General features: G+C 55.0%; 19 protein-coding genes. 6 read left to right on the top strand and 13 right to left on the bottom strand.

Features of this window, described 5'->3' with window-relative positions; translation table 11 throughout:
* Positions 1–245 precede the first annotated feature (245 nt).
* Positions 246–809 (top strand): hypothetical protein, encoded by a 564-nt coding sequence (locus ACWB12_RS05050; RefSeq protein WP_479528976.1) that lies wholly within the window; start codon positions 246–248, stop codon positions 807–809.
* 36 nt (positions 810–845) lie between these two features.
* Entirely contained in the window at positions 846–1,064 is a 219-nt protein-coding gene (locus ACWB12_RS05045; RefSeq protein WP_479528975.1) for a helix-turn-helix domain-containing protein, read from the top strand.
* On the opposite strand, the gene hemF is transcribed toward ACWB12_RS05045, so the two are convergent.
* The 4 genes from hemF to clpS are packed head-to-tail and all read right to left on the bottom strand — an operon-like array spanning position 1,061 to position 4,168.
* A complete protein-coding gene (gene hemF / locus ACWB12_RS05040; RefSeq protein ID WP_479528974.1) occupies positions 1,061–1,954 on the bottom strand; it encodes an oxygen-dependent coproporphyrinogen oxidase in 894 nt (297 codons plus the stop codon). The two genes, ACWB12_RS05045 and hemF, sit on opposite strands and share 4 nt — an antisense overlap.
* Positions 1,955–1,981: 27 nt before the next feature.
* Entirely contained in the window at positions 1,982–2,794 is an 813-nt protein-coding gene (locus ACWB12_RS05035; protein ID WP_479528973.1) for an SDR family NAD(P)-dependent oxidoreductase, read from the bottom strand.
* Positions 2,795–2,830: 36 nt separating this feature from the next.
* Positions 2,831–3,823 (bottom strand): class I SAM-dependent methyltransferase, encoded by a 993-nt coding sequence (locus tag ACWB12_RS05030; protein WP_479528972.1) that lies wholly within the window; start codon positions 3,821–3,823, stop codon positions 2,831–2,833.
* Between the two features lie 21 nt (positions 3,824–3,844).
* On the bottom strand, positions 3,845–4,168 hold the full coding sequence (gene clpS, locus ACWB12_RS05025) for an ATP-dependent Clp protease adapter ClpS (RefSeq protein ID WP_479528979.1): 324 nt from the start codon (positions 4,166–4,168) through the stop codon (positions 3,845–3,847).
* 382 nt (positions 4,169–4,550) lie between these two features.
* Here clpS and ACWB12_RS05020 point away from each other — a divergent pair, with 382 nt between their 5' ends.
* Positions 4,551–6,041 (top strand): D-alanyl-D-alanine carboxypeptidase family protein, encoded by a 1,491-nt coding sequence (locus tag ACWB12_RS05020; RefSeq protein WP_479528971.1) that lies wholly within the window; start codon positions 4,551–4,553, stop codon positions 6,039–6,041.
* Between the two features lie 3 nt (positions 6,042–6,044).
* Positions 6,045–6,731: a fumarylacetoacetate hydrolase family protein gene (locus ACWB12_RS05015; protein ID WP_479528978.1), complete on the top strand. Its 687-nt coding sequence runs from the start codon at positions 6,045–6,047 to the stop codon at positions 6,729–6,731.
* A gap of 12 nt (positions 6,732–6,743) precedes the next feature.
* Here ACWB12_RS05015 and ccoS read toward each other — a convergent pair whose 3' ends face one another.
* From ccoS to ccoN, 8 genes are all read right to left on the bottom strand, one after another.
* Positions 6,744–6,908, bottom strand: a complete 165-nt coding sequence (gene ccoS, locus ACWB12_RS05010; protein ID WP_479528970.1) for a cbb3-type cytochrome oxidase assembly protein CcoS — start codon at positions 6,906–6,908, stop codon at positions 6,744–6,746.
* Positions 6,909–6,916: 8 nt separating this feature from the next.
* Positions 6,917–9,094, bottom strand: a complete 2,178-nt coding sequence (locus ACWB12_RS05005; RefSeq protein ID WP_479528969.1) for a heavy metal translocating P-type ATPase — start codon at positions 9,092–9,094, stop codon at positions 6,917–6,919.
* A 2-nt stretch (positions 9,095–9,096) separates the two neighbouring features.
* Positions 9,097–9,552 carry a FixH family protein gene (locus tag ACWB12_RS05000; protein ID WP_479528968.1) on the bottom strand — a complete coding sequence of 152 codons (456 nt, stop codon included), beginning with the start codon at positions 9,550–9,552 and terminating at the stop codon, positions 9,097–9,099.
* Positions 9,552–10,979 (bottom strand): cytochrome c oxidase accessory protein CcoG, encoded by a 1,428-nt coding sequence (gene ccoG / locus ACWB12_RS04995; RefSeq protein WP_479528967.1) that lies wholly within the window; start codon positions 10,977–10,979, stop codon positions 9,552–9,554. The genes ACWB12_RS05000 and ccoG overlap by 1 nt, the downstream gene beginning before the upstream one ends.
* Before the next feature lie 263 nt (positions 10,980–11,242).
* Entirely contained in the window at positions 11,243–12,115 is an 873-nt protein-coding gene (gene ccoP / locus ACWB12_RS04990) for a cytochrome-c oxidase, cbb3-type subunit III (RefSeq protein WP_479528966.1), read from the bottom strand.
* Entirely contained in the window at positions 12,112–12,312 is a 201-nt protein-coding gene (locus ACWB12_RS04985; RefSeq protein ID WP_479528965.1) for a cbb3-type cytochrome c oxidase subunit 3, read from the bottom strand. The genes ccoP and ACWB12_RS04985 overlap by 4 nt, the downstream gene beginning before the upstream one ends.
* Before the next feature lie 9 nt (positions 12,313–12,321).
* A complete protein-coding gene (ccoO, locus tag ACWB12_RS04980) occupies positions 12,322–13,047 on the bottom strand; it encodes a cytochrome-c oxidase, cbb3-type subunit II (RefSeq protein ID WP_479528964.1) in 726 nt (241 codons plus the stop codon).
* Positions 13,048–13,059: 12 nt separating this feature from the next.
* Positions 13,060–14,655, bottom strand: a complete 1,596-nt coding sequence (gene ccoN / locus ACWB12_RS04975) for a cytochrome-c oxidase, cbb3-type subunit I (RefSeq protein ID WP_479528963.1) — start codon at positions 14,653–14,655, stop codon at positions 13,060–13,062.
* A gap of 216 nt (positions 14,656–14,871) precedes the next feature.
* Here ccoN and ACWB12_RS04970 point away from each other — a divergent pair, with 216 nt between their 5' ends.
* Entirely contained in the window at positions 14,872–15,711 is an 840-nt protein-coding gene (locus ACWB12_RS04970; RefSeq protein ID WP_479528962.1) for a universal stress protein, read from the top strand.
* A gap of 17 nt (positions 15,712–15,728) precedes the next feature.
* Here ACWB12_RS04970 and fnrL read toward each other — a convergent pair whose 3' ends face one another.
* Positions 15,729–16,469 carry a transcriptional regulator FnrL gene (gene fnrL / locus ACWB12_RS04965; protein WP_479528977.1) on the bottom strand — a complete coding sequence of 247 codons (741 nt, stop codon included), beginning with the start codon at positions 16,467–16,469 and terminating at the stop codon, positions 15,729–15,731.
* Positions 16,470–16,543: 74 nt separating this feature from the next.
* Between fnrL and ACWB12_RS04960 the strand changes: the two genes are divergently transcribed.
* On the top strand, positions 16,544–17,166 hold a 623-nt coding region (locus ACWB12_RS04960), incomplete at its 3' end, for a radical SAM protein (RefSeq protein WP_479528961.1).

Below are 17,166 nucleotides of genomic sequence, written 5' to 3'. Positions count from 1 at the left end.
GTTGGCACCGACATCAACGGTGGAACGGGACGCATTAAGGCTGATACCACCATAAAATCCTGACCAATTATCCTGCGCTTGTGCTTTAATGGAAAACCCGACGGCAATAGAGGTGGCAAGTAGAACTGTTCGATAGTGCATGATCTCTCCATTCACATATGTTAAAGTGATATTATGAATCACTTGCTTGTATTTGTTATTGTTTTACGATAATTAATACAAGCAGAAATAATATGGATAGAATCATGCAATCACCAACCCGCCCGCTGTCACCAGTCATTTCCCGTTACGCACGCTTCGGGGACTGGGCCGCAAACTTCGGCCTTTTACTGCTTGCCGCTGTTGCTATTTATGTCCTGTATCAGGCTGTGACTGGTACTATGGACCCAAATCAAGGTTTTGAGCTGGATCTGGACATTAACGAATTTGTTGCCACCCTTTCCGGTGTCAATCTTTGGGTAATCGTCCTGATAACCTCCGTGCAGAACATTCTGGGGTTTGTTTTGTTCCTAACTGTTCGGGCCCTTTTCATTGGCATCCGGACTGTGGGGGTGTTTGTGCAAAGCACTGCGCGCCGGTTGCGCATCATCGGCTGGACTGTTTTCGCGATGGCCCCCGCTAGCATTTTGGCTAAATTGATCTCAACTGCATTAACCCGCTGGTGGGCAGATCATTCGGGGTTCACCGTGCACATATCTATTTCCGACACTGATGTTTATGCGGTGGTTATTGGTCTGCTACTGGTGGTCATCAGCCAGATAATGCTTGAAGCCATCCGTATATATGATGAAAACGGGGAGTTCGTCTGAAATGGGTAATTCAGTTCAGACGTGCGGGGGAATGTGATGCAGATTGTTGTGACTTTGGATGTGATGCTGGCAAGGCGCAAAATGCGCTCTAAACAACTGGCCGAACTGGTTGGTATCACCGAGCAGAATGTGTCCCTGTTAAAATCCGGCAAAGTGAAAGGGGTGCGTTTCGAGACCCTCGCGAAAATCTGTGATGTTCTAGATTGCCAACCCGGAGATATTCTGCGTTTTGAGGCGGGCGAGGATACTGACTAAACCCACTTGGCCATCGGTGGCAGGCTCATCAGAACCGCGTTGGCATCATGGCCGGTTTCCAGACCGAATTTAGTGCCGCGATCATAAACCAGATTATATTCGGCATAGAGCCCGCGATGCACCAGTTGGGTGTCCTTGTCCGCATCCGTCCACGGGGTGCCCCGCCGCTTTTCTGTGACAGGCAAGAACGCCATCAAAAACGCACGGCCTACGTCCTGAATGAACGCAAAATCCGCGTCCCAGTCACCGGTATTGTGATCATCCAGAAAAATACCGCCAACCCCGCGCGCACGGTTGCGGTGTGGCACATAGAAATACTCGTCAGCCCATTCCTTGAAGCGCGGGTAATAGGCAGGGTCATGCAAATCGCACTGTTGCTTTTGCACTGCATGAAACGCCGCGGTGTCCTCGGGATATTCAATGCAGGGGTTCAGATCAGACCCGCCCCCGAACCACCAGCCATGCGGCGTCCAGAACATACGCGTGTTCATGTGAACCGCAGGCGCATGCGGGTTTTGCATATGCGCCACCAGTGAAATGCCCGAGGCCCAGAAACGCGGATCATCCTTCATCCCCGCCAGCCCTTTTCGCGATGCCATCGCATCCACGGCCCGTGCGCCCAATGTGCCGTAAACCGTCGACACATTGACGCCGACCTTTTCAAACACCCGCCCGCTACGCATCACAGACATCAGGCCGCCGCCTGCATCCGTGCCATCATCACTGGCGCGTGTGGTTTCGCTGACATCAAAACGCCCTGCTGGCTTATCTGCAAAAAGACCGCTGGTTTGGCTGTCTTCCAATGCCTCGAACGCCACACATATCTGATCACGCAATTGGCGGAACCAGCTGGATGCCTTGGCTTTCTGCCTGCTGAAATCGTCAGTCATCACTTCACTCCTGCCTCGGTAATCGCCCTAATGCGCGGGGGATGCCACGGGGTCAAGCAGACTGCGACCTCCATCAACCGTCATAATCTGCCCGGTCATGAAACCGGCACTGTCCGATGCCAGAAATTGCACCGCTTCGGCCACTTCACTGGCACTGGCAACGCGGCCCAGCGGCGTGTGGGCAATAATATCGGCGCGGCATTCCTCGTCGCCCTTTAGCATGTCTTTCAAACTGGCGCTCATTACCGATCCAAACGCCACTGCGTTCACCCGTATCCGCTCTGGCGCCAATGCAACTGCCAATGACCGCGTCATCTGGTTAAGCGCCGCTGTTGATACCGAATAGGCCAACAGTTTGGGATGCGCCCGTTCAGCCGCAATCGACGACAAGTTCACGATGGCCCCCACGGGGGCGTCCTCATTCTCGTCGCGCTCGGCCTGACAGATCATCCGCTTGGCCACGGCCTGACTAAGGCGCAGGCTGGTCATCAGGTTTTGTTCCAGCAGGGCTTCCATGCCGTCCTCTTTGGCATTCAGCGGGTCCGACGACACCGCAATCTGGCGTGAGGCGTTGACCAGAATATCCACCCGATCAAAAGCATCAATCGTGGCCGATAACAGATTGGCAATCGTCAGCTTCTTGCGTAAATCACCCGCAAAAAACCGGACGTTTCCGTCTTTATCGGCCTCGTCGCCTAATTCCTTGATCAACCGTTCTTCGTCTATATCGGCAAACATCACATTTGCCCCTGCTTCGGCAAACTGGCGTCCGATGGCCAGGCCAATACCATTGGCAGCACCTGTTACAATCACGGTTTTTCCTGCAATCGAAAAAGACATTTCATGGCTCCTGATTCTAGGGTTGATTAAGAGGCTTTAGCGCACGCCACGCAAGGGTCGTGTGGCCCGAAGGATTTTGAAGGCGTTATCGCCTGCGATTTCCTCGACATTGCGAAATGTCTCGGCCAGGGTGCGCTCATAGGGCAGATGCCGGTTGGCAACAAGCCACAACTGACCCGACGGCGTCAGCATTCCGGCCGCCGCCGTGATAAAGCTGCGCCCGATGTCAGGATCGGCCTTGCGACTGGTGTGAAACGGCGGGTTGGTGATGATGCCGTCAAAGGGCTGTGTCGGGGTAAACCGCACCGCATCGGCCCAGTGGAAATGGGCGCGCTCGTCCGTCACATTCTTGCGGGCGCACTCAAGGGCAGCAAAATCCGCCTCGATCAAATGCAATTCGCGGATTTTTTCACGCATCAGGATGTGGCGCGACAGGTATCCCCAGCCCGCCCCCAGATCGGCCAGCCGTTTTGGCAGCTTTTGCGGCAACGCGGCCACCAGCGCCTTTGATCCACGGTCAATTTTCTCGGCTGAAAACACCCCGGCTACAGTTTGAAACCCGTCTTCCAAGGTGATCGGCCCTTTATCGGCCCAATCATCAAACACAGGTTCAGCCGTGAACCAGAACAATTTGCCATGCGCCTTGGAAAAGACCTCGGACACCGCCAACCGTTTGCGGCATTCCTTATAGAACCCGTCGGCCCCCTCAGATTTCAGCCCGTCAACGATGATCAACCCATTTGGGGTTTTTGCCACTGCTTCAGCCAGCATCATGCGTGTCTGTAATTTGGAGCGGGCCAGTTTAACCACTGACACCGCATACGGCCCACCTGCGGTCACTACCACTTGAAACCCGCGGGTCTTTAGCGCGACATGGTCCGGCTTGAACCTCTGAATGATCTCGCAGCGCTCTTTTGGCAGCGCACTCAGATCATCGTCCGCACCCGCACCATAAACCGCAATCTGCCCCGCCTCGGGCAAGGCCAGTGCACCACTTTCAATCATCAGGGATAAACGGGATGCTTTCATCGCGGGTTCAGGCCAACGGCCCTATTCCTTTTCCATGGTGCATTGCAGCGGATGCTGGTTGCGAATGGCCAAATCCATCACTTGCGCCACTTTGGTTTCTGCCACCTCGCGCGAAAACACACCGACAACCGCCAGCCCTTTTTTATGTACTGTCAGCATAATTTCAACCGATTGCGCCGCACTTAGCCCGAAAATCCGTTCCAATACATGGGTGACAAATTCCATTGGCGTGTAGTCGTCATTCAACAACAACACCTTATACAACGGTGGGCGGGCTGTTTTTGGGCGGGTTTTAAGCGCAAGCCCTGTGTCGCTGTCATCCTGATTGTCCTTATCGGACATCATCTGCAACGGGTATATCTGTTTTGAAATCAAGGGGCGTTTCCATCGTCAGTTCCGAGGCAGTATATAAGCACTCTGGCGGGCAGGATAAAGGGGGACAATTCCAGATAGTTAAAATCCGGACTATATGGCCCAATTGGGCCGGTTTTCCACTATTCGGCCGGTTTTCCGGGGCCTGGCAACACTCCGCGCAAGAAGTTTGCCACATTTCTGACACATTCTAACATCTAGCGTTAAAAGCCTCACGCGCTACTATATCTGCCAATATGCCCAAAAAACACCACCAAACTAATTGAAATTAAGGTGTTTTCTCAGAATCACCTGTATGCTAGTGTGCCCTCAATAATAAGAAGCTGACCGAAAAATCGGCAGCATGAGGCAGAGTATGGTGATCGACGTGAAACAACGTCTGGGGCAGTATGTCCGTAATGGGCTATTCTTGACAGTAATGTTCTGTCTGATGGCATTCGCGCCGGTAAAAGGTGTGACTGCACCTTATGCGGCATTTGTAATCGACGCCCGCACGGGCAAGGTGCTGCATTCGCGCAATGCCGACACACGGCTGCATCCGGCATCCCTGACCAAGATGATGACGCTGTATATCGCGTTCGAGGCGATCAATCGCGGTGAAATCTCGCTGGATACAAAAGTGCGCATTTCCAAACGCGCAGCATCCATGCCGCCATCAAAACTCGGACTAAAGCCCGGACAACGCATTAAACTGCGCTATCTGATCCGTGCTGCTGCGGTTAAATCGGCCAATGATGCCGCCACCGCGATTGGCGAGGCTATTTCTGGCTCGGAAGCTGCATTCGCACGCCGGATGAACCGCACAGCCAAAGCTATGGGCATGTCGCGCACGACCTTTAAGAACATGAACGGGTTAACCCAAGCAGGCCACCTGTCTACCGCGCGGGATATGACAACGCTGGGGCGGCATATTTTTTATGACTATCCAGAATACTACAACCTGTTTTCACGGATCACGGCAGATGCTGGCATCAAAACCGTATCACACACAAACCGACGGTTTTTGAACTCTTATCGCGGGGCAGATGGCATCAAAACCGGCTATACCCGTGCGGCGGGCTTTAATCTTGTGGCTTCGGCGCGGCACGGCAATGAACGCATTATCGTGACAGTGTTTGGCGGCCGCTCGACATCTAGTCGCAATGCTAAAGTAGCGGAACTGATGGATCTTGGGTTCCGGCGTGCGCCCAGTCGCGCACGGGTTCGCAAGCCCCAATTGCCGAACTATAGCAGCCCGCCACCTGTCGCCGTTGCATCAGCCGCCGCCACAGCCCCCATCGCGCCAGCGCCCGGATACACCCCGGGTGCAGCAGGCAAGACCATTCGTCTGGTTCGTGCTGTAAAAACAAGCGTGCGGCCACCGCAACGCCCTGTGATCGCTCCGCCAGCGGAATTGCTGGTCGCAATGAAAAGCGAAATCGAAAATGCAGTTCAGGAAGCCCAGCAAACCATTGTTACCGAACAGGTCGCCGCAGCTACGCCTGCGCCATCAGGGCCCGCCCCCGTAATTACACCACCGCCGCCGCCGCGCCCTGCGAATGTTGTTCTGGCTTCGGTTTCAACCGCTCCTTCAGCCCCGATCATTGTGACACGCGTGTCTACATCCGGTGGGCGGCTATGGGGGGTTAATGTTGGCCGTTATTCATCGCAAAATCAGGCCGAACGGATATTGCTTAAAACCGCATTAAAGGAAATGACCACGCTTGAGGGATCGCTTCGCAAGGTGGTGCGGCGCAACACCGGTTTTGACGCCAATTTTGTCGGAATGACACAGCAAACGGCCGAACTTGCCTGTCGTCGCCTGCAAGCCCGCGACATCACCTGCACCACAATGGGGCCGTCCTGAGTGGTGCAGTTCGCCCTACCAGTTGCGGATGTTCCCAGCGTAGAAATCTACGCAACCACCACCCGATTTGCCGTGCGCCGCATATTTTGCGTTGGCCGCAATTATGCCGATCATGCCCGCGAGATGGGCAATGATCCGGATCGCGAGCCGCCGTTCTTTTTCACCAAACCCGCCGATGCGGTAGTGGATGACGGGGCCACCCTGCCCTACCCGCCGCAAACTGAAAACCTGCATCACGAAGCCGAGCTGGTGGTGGCCATTGGCCTGGTGGGCGTTGATATTAACGCCAAGCAAGCGCTGGAACACGTTTGGGGCTACGCCACAGGTAATGACCTGACACGGCGCGATATGCAGGCCGCAGCAAAAGACATGCGCCGCCCGTGGGATATGGCCAAGGGGTTTGACAACTCTGCCGTTTGTGGTGCGTTGCACCCTGTTTCTACTGTGGGACATCCAATGCGCGGGCGGATCACGGCGCATGTTGATGGTGTTTTGCATCAGGACGGTGATATTGGCGATATGATCTGGCCCGTGGCCGATGTGATCGCCTATCTGTCACGTTCTGTCGCCTTGGCAGCAGGTGATCTGATTTATACTGGCACCCCTGCAGGTGTTGGGCCGATTGGGCGCGGCCAAAGCTGCACCATTGCCATAGACGGGTTAAGCAGCGTTACAACGACATTCGTATAACCGCATTGTAGGCTACTCGTCAGGGCGCGGTTTGTCGTCCCATTCATCACTAAGGATACGGTGCGCATCGCCTTCGGGGTCATCGTATTGTTTGGACTTTAGGGTCCAGAAAAATGCAACTAACCCAAGCCCGCCCAAAAACAGCGAGATCGGTATCAGATAGACAATGACTTCCATGTTGCCCCCTACCGCAATCGTAACGCGTTTAGTGAAACCGTTATTGAAGACGCAGACATCGCCAAGGCCGCAACCAGCGGTGTAGCAAATCCGAACAGGGCAATCGGCACCGCAATCATGTTGTACCCCGCCGCGATGCCAAAGTTTTCCAAAATACGCCGCGTGGCTTTGTGCGCAATCACGGTAGCATCTGCCATCGGTGACATGTCATTGCCCAGCAACACGATATCCGACGCAACCCGCGCCGCATCCAGCGCCGTTGCGGGCGAGATCGACACATGCCCGGCAGCAAGGGCCGCTGTATCGTTCAAGCCGTCGCCAACCATCAAAACCTTTGCACCCGCGTCAGAAAGCGCTGCAATACGGGCGGCTTTATCTTGTGGCAAGGCTTCGGCGGTCCAATCGTCAAAACCTAACCGCATGGCCATATCCTCAACCGCTGCGGGCGCGTCGCCCGAAATCAGCAACAGCGACATGCCTTGGGCTTTGAGTGCGGCAACCGCCTCGGCTGCTCCTTCACGCAGGCGGTCGCTATAGGTAAACGCCAAAGGCGCACCCTTGCCGATTTGCAGATAGGTTGCGGTTTGCGGGCCGGATTGCGCCCCGACCCATGCAGCGCGGCCCAGCCTGACAATTTCATTCCTCCACTTGGCTTCAACGCCATAACCGGGCACCTCGTGCAGATCGCTCAATTTAGCGGGTTTGATGCCCACCTGTTTGGCCGCCGCAGTCAGAGAAACCGCCAGAGGGTGCAACGAGGCCTCGGCCAATGCCAATGCGACTTTCAGGTCCTGCCCTGAAAATTCGCCAATATTGGTCAGTTCCGGCCGCCCCTGTGTCAGGGTGCCGGTTTTATCAAACACCACGGTGTCAACTTCGGCCAAGCGCTCCAGCGCGGTGGCGTCCTTGATCAGCATACCCTTGCGAAACAGGCGGCCCGAGGCGGCTGTGGTCACGGCGGGCACCGCCAACCCCAACGCACAGGGGCAAGTGATGATCAGCACCGCAACCGCGATGTTCAACGAGGTGCGAATATCGCCGCCGGTGGCAAACATCCAGCCAACAAACGCCAGAAACGATAGCAAATGCACCCCGGGCGCATAGATGCCTGCGGCTTTGTCAGCCAAGGACGTATAGCGGTTTTTGCTGCTTTCAGCCACCGCCACCAGATCAGCCATACGGTGCAGCGAGGTATCTTCGCCCGCCGCAGTGACCCTCACCGTAAGGGGGCCTGTCAGGTTGACCTCGCCCGCACTGACCACGCTATCGGGGCCGGTAAACACCGGCACGGTTTCACCGGTTAACAGTGAACGGTCCAACTCGCTGTCCCCCTCAACCACAACGCCATCAACCGGCATCCGCCCGCCAGGTTTGACACGCACCAGATCACCAACGGCAAGTTCGGCAATCGGGACCGTCACGCTGGTGTCTCCGTCAATGCGTTCAGCACGAGGCACTTCGAGCGCTGCCAGTTCTTCGGCGGCGGAACGCGCAATCGCGCGGGTGCGATGATCCAGATAGCGGCCCGCCAGCAGAAAAAACGTCAACGACAGGGCGGCATCAAAATAAGCGTGTTCGCCACCTTGGGTGGTTTCATAAAACGACATCGCACTGGCCAGCAGGATCGCCAGTGAAATCGGCACATCCATGTTCAGGCGGCGCACCTTTAGCATTGCCCACGCACTACGGAAAAACGGCTGGGCGGAAAAGGCGATAGCGGGCAGTGCGATGGCGGCCGAAACCCAATGGAGAAAATCGCGTGTGGCTTCCTGCGCACCGGCCCAAATGGCGACCGACAGCATCATCACGTTCATCATCGCAAAACCGGCTACCGCAAGGCGCATCAGCAATTCACGCCCGCGCTTGTCAGTTTCGGTGGCCCGCAGGGTGCCTGCGTCCAGTTCATGCGCCTCATAACCGATGCCCGCCAGAACGGCCACCATATCATCAGCGGTCATATCGGGATCTGCCTCGATGCTGACCCGTTTCAGGGTCAGGTTCACGCGGGCCGTTTTGACCCCTGCGGTGCGGGATAGCTCGCGTTCAACCGCCGAAATGCAGGCGGCACAATGGACCGTGGGCAGGGACAGCATGATGCGCGCCTCGCTCACCTCGCTCATCCGCGCCATTTCTTCGGCGGATGGGGCCACTGCACAAGCAGGACAAGCAGCGATTTGCGCGCACATGACTAGCCTTTCACACTAAATGTAAGCCGTTGCTTGAAAGGGGTGCCATCAAGCGAAGTTGCCTTCAGGCGCAAGTTCCATAGGCCCGGCCCTAACGTGACAGGGGCCTTAAACACGCCTTGGCGTTGCTGGAACTCCGGCGTCTGGTCATCGCGCACATGGGTCGGTCGACCAACGATTGCGTCCAGTTTGGCCACATCTGCGGGTTGGCCAGATTCATCGACAACCGCCACCTGCAATTCACCATCCTGATGGGTCACAGTAACGTCCCACCCCAGCGCCTCCTGCTCAGCGCGATAATCATCAAAGGTTTGACTGGCGACATAGCTGTTTTTAACATCCATACCTGGGAAGGTGCCCACGGCCATATAGGCCATGAATAGGTTCACACCGATGATGACACCAAAAAACGCAATGAACATCGCAAGGACTTTGCGGCCAGTTAACGGGGCAGCCATTACTTCTCCCTCCCGTTAAAGACAGTGTCGGTATGGACACGTTCGTCTCCGACCCTGTCCTCGACCCATATGCGGAATTCGGTGCGGTCCGACGTTGCCGGATCGCTGCCTTTGGGGGCCGTGACGTAAACCCGTTGCAACAAGGTTTCATTGGCAGGAACGACAACGCTGCCCGCTTCCTGGCTCTCAAGAGAAAGGGTCAGACCAGTGTCAGCGCCGACAGATATATCAAACGCGCGGTCGTCGCCGTGTTTGTTACGCAGCCGCACATCATATGTGTTGCGGATCGTGCCGTCCGACAGCGTTACAAAGGTCGGATTGCGAATAGGCGATACCGTCATGTCGATGTCCGGACGGATGAACAACGCCACCACAAGCCCGATACCAACAACGGACCAAAGCACCGTATACATGATTGTACGCGGCCGCAGAACATGCTGCCAGATTGGACGTGGCGGCACACCTTCACGCTCGGCTGGCTCGTCCGACAGGGCCAGATAGTCAATCAAACCGCGCGGTTTTCCGATCCGTTCCATGATTTCATCACACGCATCGATACAAAGCGCACAAGTGATACACTCCAGCTGTTGCCCATCACGAATATCGATGCCCGTCGGGCAGACATTCACACAGGCCATGCAATCAATGCAGTCGCCCTTTTCCTCGGTATCATTTTTGCGCGCTTTGCCTCGCGGCTCGCCACGCCAACCGCGATAACCAACTGTTAGGGTTTCCTCGTCCATCATAGCGGCCTGAATACGGGGCCATGGACACATGTAGATACATATCTGTTCGCGGGCAAAGCCACCAAACAACACAGTAGTCAAAGTCATCACAAGGATCGTGAGGTAGGCAATGGCTGGTGCATTCAGTGTGACAAGGTTAACTGCCAGCGTTGGCGCATCGGCAAAATAGAACACCCACGCCCCACCGGTTGCGACCCCGATCAACAGCCAGACGAACCACTTGAACAGGCGAAGTCGCCATTTTTTCAGGTCCCATTTGGATTTCCATAATCGCACACGGGCGTTTCGATCACCCTCGATCCATCGTTCTGTCAGGATAAACAGATTGGTCCAGATAGTCTGCGGACAGGTATACCCGCACCAGACCCGTCCCAGTGCAGATGTGAACAAAAACAACCCCAGACCAGCCATAATCAGCAAACCCGCAATGAAATAGAATTCATGTGGCCAGATTTCGATCATAAAGAAGTAAAAGCGCCGCCCAGCAAGGTCGATCAGAATAGCCTGATCCGGCAAGTTTGGCCCACGGTCCCAGCGGATCCACGGGCTGAGATAATAAATGCCCAGTGCAACGGCCATCAGGCCCCACTTAAAACGACGGAACTTGCCCTTTACCTTGCGCGGGAACACAGGTTCACGGGCGGCGTATAATTTGGGGGCTTTGTCTTCGATATTGCTCACGGGATTTACTCCAATCCTCGCTGGCGAAACAGCGGGTATTACATGCTATGCCGGTCGAATCTTGACCTACATCAGCTATTAAATATGTATCCGGTTGGCATCCATGCGACCAAGCGTATCATGCATTCCCAGTATAGGCGAGAAAGCCACTTGTTAGAATGTGTCTAATTGGGATAAGTTGGCACCGACCCCCAAGGAAACGCGCGAACAGGACGGGCGTCGGTGCCTTTTACCGAGGGCTGGAGACCCTCGGAAGCTTGTTCTTACTCACCGCCACCAAGCTGGTGGACGTAAGTGGCTACGGCGTTGATATCGGACTCGGACAAACGAGCCGCCCATGTGGGCATTACACCGAAGCGGGCGAAAGTAACGGTTTCACGAATCGTTGCCTCATCGCCGCCATACAGCCAGATTGCATCAGTTAGATTAGGCGCGCCTTGATCTCGATCACCTTTTCCGTCTTCCGCGTGGCAGGCAGAGCAATTATCTTCAAAAACAACTGCACCCAGCTTGGCCAAATCCGCATCTGCGTCTTGTCCCGAGAGCGTCAGGACAAAATTCACGACCTGATCGATTTCGGCTGGTTCAAGCAACTCGTCGGCACCAAACTTTGGCATTTCCGAAAACCGCGCGTCATCGTCATCCTCGTTACGCACACCATGCGTGATGGTCGTGTGGATCGATTCAATATCGCCGCCCCACAGCCAGTCATCATCCAGCAGGTTTGGATAACCCTTGGCACCCGACGCACCAGACCCGTGGCACTGTGCGCACCATGTCTGGAAGATCGCGGAACCAGCGTTGATCGCATAGTTGTTCAGATCAGCGTCGGCTGAAATCGTGGTCAGATCAGCAGCTGCCAACCGGCCCTCGATCTCGGCGTTGGCAGCGTCCACAGCCGCAATATCCGCCGCAACGTCAGCCCGCGTTGACCAGCCCAACACGCCCGGGGTTGCCCCATTTATCATAGGCCATGCAGGATAGGCGATTGTATAACCAATAGCCCAGATGATTGTGGCGTATAGTGTCCACAACCACCAGCGCGGCAAAGGATTGTTATACTCTTCAATCCCGTCCCAGACGTGGCCGGTTGTTTCGACTTCGTCTTCTTTAACTTGTGTCGGCTTCTTACTCATGACCGCACCTCCTTGGTGACATCTGCAGGATCGGCAGCAGGTTTGTCTTCATTGCGAAAAGGGATGTTGGCAATATCATCGTGCGTTTTACGGCTGCCCGGGCGAAACGCCCAGAATACCACAAAGATAAAGACAGCGAACAAAAACAACATCCCCCAGCTATCTGCGAATTGCCGCATTAAGGAATAAGTATCCATCATCCCCTCCTAGCGGCTTGCGTCGGGCTGGAAGGTCGAGAAATCGACCAACGTGCCCAGCATTTGCAGATACGCAATCAGCGCGTCCATTTCCGAGATACCAGCTTTGCCGTCAAAGTTACGAACCTGCGCTTTAGGATAGCGAACCAGCATTTCTTCATAGTCGCTGTCAGGGTCGGCTTGGGCGGTAAAATCGGCTTTCGCACTTGCGATCATCTCGTCAGTGTATGGCACACCAACCATCCGGTGTGTCGACATCAGATCTTCGATGTATGTCGGCTCGATCATCTTGTTAGACAAGAAACCGTATTTTGGCATGATCGAAACCGGCACAACCGATTGTGGATTGGTCAGATGATCAACATGCCATTCATCCGAATAGCGGCCACCAACACGGGCCAGATCAGGACCTGTCCGTTTGGACCCCCATTGCGCAGGGTGGTCATACTGCGATTCAGCCGCCAGCGAGTAGTGGCCGTAACGCTCTACCTCGTCGCGCAGCGGGCGGATCATCTGGCTGTGGCAAACATAGCAGCCTTCGCGCACATAGATGTCGCGCCCCGTCAACTCGAGCGGGGAGTAGGGGCGCATGCCCTCTACATCCTCGATCGTGTTTTGCAGCCAGAACAGCGGGGCGATTTCCACCGCCCCCCCGACTGATACAACCAAAAGGGACAGAACCATCAGGATCGTTGCGTTTTTCTCGATGACTTTATGTTTATCAAGGATACCCATTTTCAATCCCTCCTATTCTGCAGGCACGGCTGCGGTGGCATCGGCTTTCGCCGGACGCTTTGCAACTGTGGCCCAAAGGTTGTAACACATGATAATTCCGCCGGTCAGATACATCGTGCCGCCAATCGCGCGCACAACGTTCATCGGGAACTTGGCTTCTACGGTATCGGCAAACGAATTCACCAGGAAACCATTTGCATCAACTTCGCGCCACATCAGGCCCTCCATGATGCCTGACACCCACATGGCCGAGGCGTAAAGAACGATCCCGATTGTGGCCAACCAGAAATGATAGCTCACCAGTTTCAGCGAATACAGGCGATCACGGTTCCACAGACGTGGCGTCAAGAAGTAAAGCGCGCCGAATGTGATCATCCCGTTCCAACCCAGCGCACCGGAGTGCACGTGACCAATGGTCCAGTCTGTATAGTGGCTCAAAGAGTTCACAGCGCGGATCGACATCATCGGACCCTCGAATGTGGACATGCCGTAGAAACCAATCGACACCACCATCATCCTGATAATCGGATCGGTGCGCAATTTATCCCAAGCGCCAGACAGGGTCATCAGACCGTTGATCATACCACCCCATGAAGGCATCCACAGAATGATCGACATAACCATACCCAATGTGCCGGCCCAGTCAGGCAGCGCAGTATAGTGCAGGTGGTGAGGACCGGCCCAGATATAAAGGAAGATCAGGGCCCAGAAATGGATGATCGACAGTTTATAACTGAACACAGGACGTTCGGCCTGCTTTGGTACGAAGTAGTACATCATACCCAAGAAGCAAGCCGTCAGGAAGAAGCCCACAGCATTGTGGCCATACCACCACTGCACCATCATATCCTGAACACCCGAGAACACCTGAACCGATTTGGAGCCGAAGAACGACACCGGAATCGACAGGTTGTTCACGATGTGCAGCATCGCGATTGTGACGATGAACGACAGGTAGAACCAGTTTGCCACGTAGATGTGCTTTTCTTTACGTTTGTAAAGTGTGCCCATGAACACGGCCAGATAGGCGACCCACACAACAGTCAGCCACCAGTCGGTGACCCACTCGAATTCAGCATATTCTTTGGACTGGGTTGCCCCCAGAACGTATCCGGCGGCGGCCAGCAAGATGACCAGTTGGTAACCCCAAAAGACGAACCAGCCCAGATTGCCGCCCCAGAGACGGGCAGCCGAGGTGCGTTGCACAACGTAGAACGATGTCGCAATCAATCCGTTACCACCGAATGCGAAGATCACTGCAGACGTGTGTAGCGGGCGCAGGCGTCCGAAGTTCATAAACCCCTGTGCCCATTCAAAGTTCAGGTTTGGAAAGGCAAGCAATGTGGCGATCCAGACCCCAACCAGAAACCCAACAACTCCCCATAGGGCTGTTGCAATTACACCCGCACGAACAACACCATCAAGGTATCCGTCCGTGTTAGGTTTTGGATTGCCCAGACCACGCATGGTCCAGATGAATAGTGCGGCAGCTGCCAACATGATGGTGAGCGCATTCACCATATAAGCCAGATCCCTTGCGTAGCTGGCAGCGATAGCGGCCAAAACCACCACCACCCCGACTACGATAAGTTTAATATAGTCCCACATTGCACGTCCCTTCGTCTTTTTTATCGGCGCGACTCACATTTCGTCCGATTATCTTGCGACTAAATGTCGTATGCCGCTCTTTCCTACTATCGACCTTGATCTATATCAATTCCTGAATGTATCTCCGCTGGAAACCCGATTGATCGACATCAAGGTCATTGCGGCATTCCGAATCTATATCATAAGCGAATGGTATTATTTACGGGAGATTGCCAAATGGCTTACAAATCCTTGCTGACTGTTGTCACCGATACGAAAATAGCGAAACCCGCGCTTGAAAAAGCCATTGCTGTAGCCCGCACTGAGGACGCGCATCTGGATGTTCTTTGCATCGGTGTGGACCGCACACAAACCGGATATTATTACGCTGGAGCCAGTGCTGTTTTCCAACAAGAAGTCATTGAAAAGGCAAAAGAAGAGGCCGCCGCTGCCGAGGAGTTTACCTCAGGTTTGCTCGAAAATAGCGAGATCAAATGGTCGCTTGATAAGGCCGTCGCACAATTGGCCGGATTGGGGCGTCTGGTTGCGCACCGCGCACGGTTCAACGATTTAATTATCTTGCCGCGCCCCTATGGTAAAGGATGCGGGCAGGAACAGGAAATTTTCGTTGAATCCGCATTATTCGAAGGGAATGTGCCCACGTTGGTCATCCCGCCCAAAGCAAAAGCCACAGCAGACGCCAAACGTATTATCGTGGCATGGAACGAAAGCAGCGAGGCGATGTCAGCGGTTCGTGCCGCCCTTCCGGCCTTAATCGCAGCCGATTCGGTGAATATTGTGGTGATTGATCCACCCCAACACGGGCCGGACAGGTCAGACCCAGGCGGGGCATTATCGCAAATGCTGGTGCGCCATGGCGTGACGGCGGAAATTACGGTACTGGCCAAAACCATGCCGCGGGTTTCAGATGTGTTGTTACGGCACACACGCGACATAAACGCCGACATGTTGGTGATGGGGGCCTATGGCCACTCGCGGTTTCGCGAGGCCATTCTAGGCGGAGCAACACGGAATATGCTGGAAAATGCAGGGGTTCCGGTGCTGATGGCCCATTAAGGCCCAAGGTCAGAACCCTAGTTCAGAAAACCGCCATCGGCATCATCACCGGCTTCATTCAGCAGTTTCTGGAAGTCGGGAATGGTCACATGCCGCTTGCCTTCCAGCTCGATAATCCCGTCCTTGCGAAGGGCCGAAATTTGACGACTGACCGTTTCCAGCGTTAGCCCCAGATAATCGGCCATCGCCACACGGGTCAGGGGCAGATCAAACACCATCGCACCACCCGATCCATCCAACTGCAAAGACGCATCTCGCCGCGCAATGATTGCGATCAGGCTGGCAATTTTCTCGCGGGCCGTTTTGCGCCCCAGCAGCAGCATCCATTCGCGGGCTGCATCCAATTCGTCCAGCGTCATTTCCAACAGCCGTTGCGCGATATGCGGCGTTTCCAGCATCATCTTCTCGAACGGTTTCTTGCGAAAGCAACACATCACCAGATCAGTGGTCGCAACCACATCATAAGGGGCAATTTCGCGCCCGGGCCGCCCGACAAAATCACTGGGCAGCAACAGGCCCACCATCTGCGTGCGCCCGTCTTCCATCGTTTGGGTCAGCGACGCGATACCCGACACAACCGAGCCGACAAAATCCATCCGGTCGCCGGACCAGACCACAGTCTGCCCCGCTTCATAGCTGCGGTAATATTTCATGCTATCCAGCACGACCTGCTCATCCGTATCGCACCGCGCACATACGGCGCGATGGCGGATAGGGCACTCCCCGCATCTTCTGTCGGTTAGGTCTGCAATATTCATAATCTGTTCGCGCGTCGCTTCTTGATTGATCTCGATCAAAGTGATCAGTCCTGTTCACAGGTAACTCTACTTGAATGACACAACAATCACAACTTGCACGCCTCGGTTTATTTGACGCACGGGTTCCGCGCTATACCAGCTACCCGACTGCCCCGCAATTTACAGGCGGCGTAGACCAGAGCCACTTCACCAACTGGGTTCGCGCGATACCTGCGGGCTCCGAAATCTCGCTCTACCTGCATGTGCCGTTTTGCAGGCATCTATGCTGGTTTTGCGCCTGTAGAACCCAAGGCACCCAATCAGAAGAACCGGTGCGCGCCTATCTAAAAACCCTGAAATCCGAAATCGCGCTGCTAAAGGAAATCCTGCCAGCAGACTTGCGCCTATCTCGCTTACATTGGGGTGGCGGCACGCCGACATTGATGTCTGCCGATATGATTTCCGATCTGGCGGGCACTGTGCTGGATGTGATTCCCATGGCCGAAGGTGGCGAGTTTTCCGTTGAAATTGACCCCAACGAAATCGACGAGAGCCGGATCAAGGCGCTGGCGGATGTCGGCATGAACCGCGCATCCATCGGGGTGCAGGATTTTGACGCCGAAATCCAAAAGGTGATTGGCCGCATCCAAAGCTATGAACTGACCCGCGATGCCGCCGACATGATCCGCGCCCATGGCATCGACAGCCTGAACGCCGA

The organism is Profundibacter sp., from assembly GCF_056498605.1.
The sequence above is the reverse complement of the archived record's forward strand: the minus strand, read 5'-3'. Positions and strand labels throughout refer to the sequence as shown.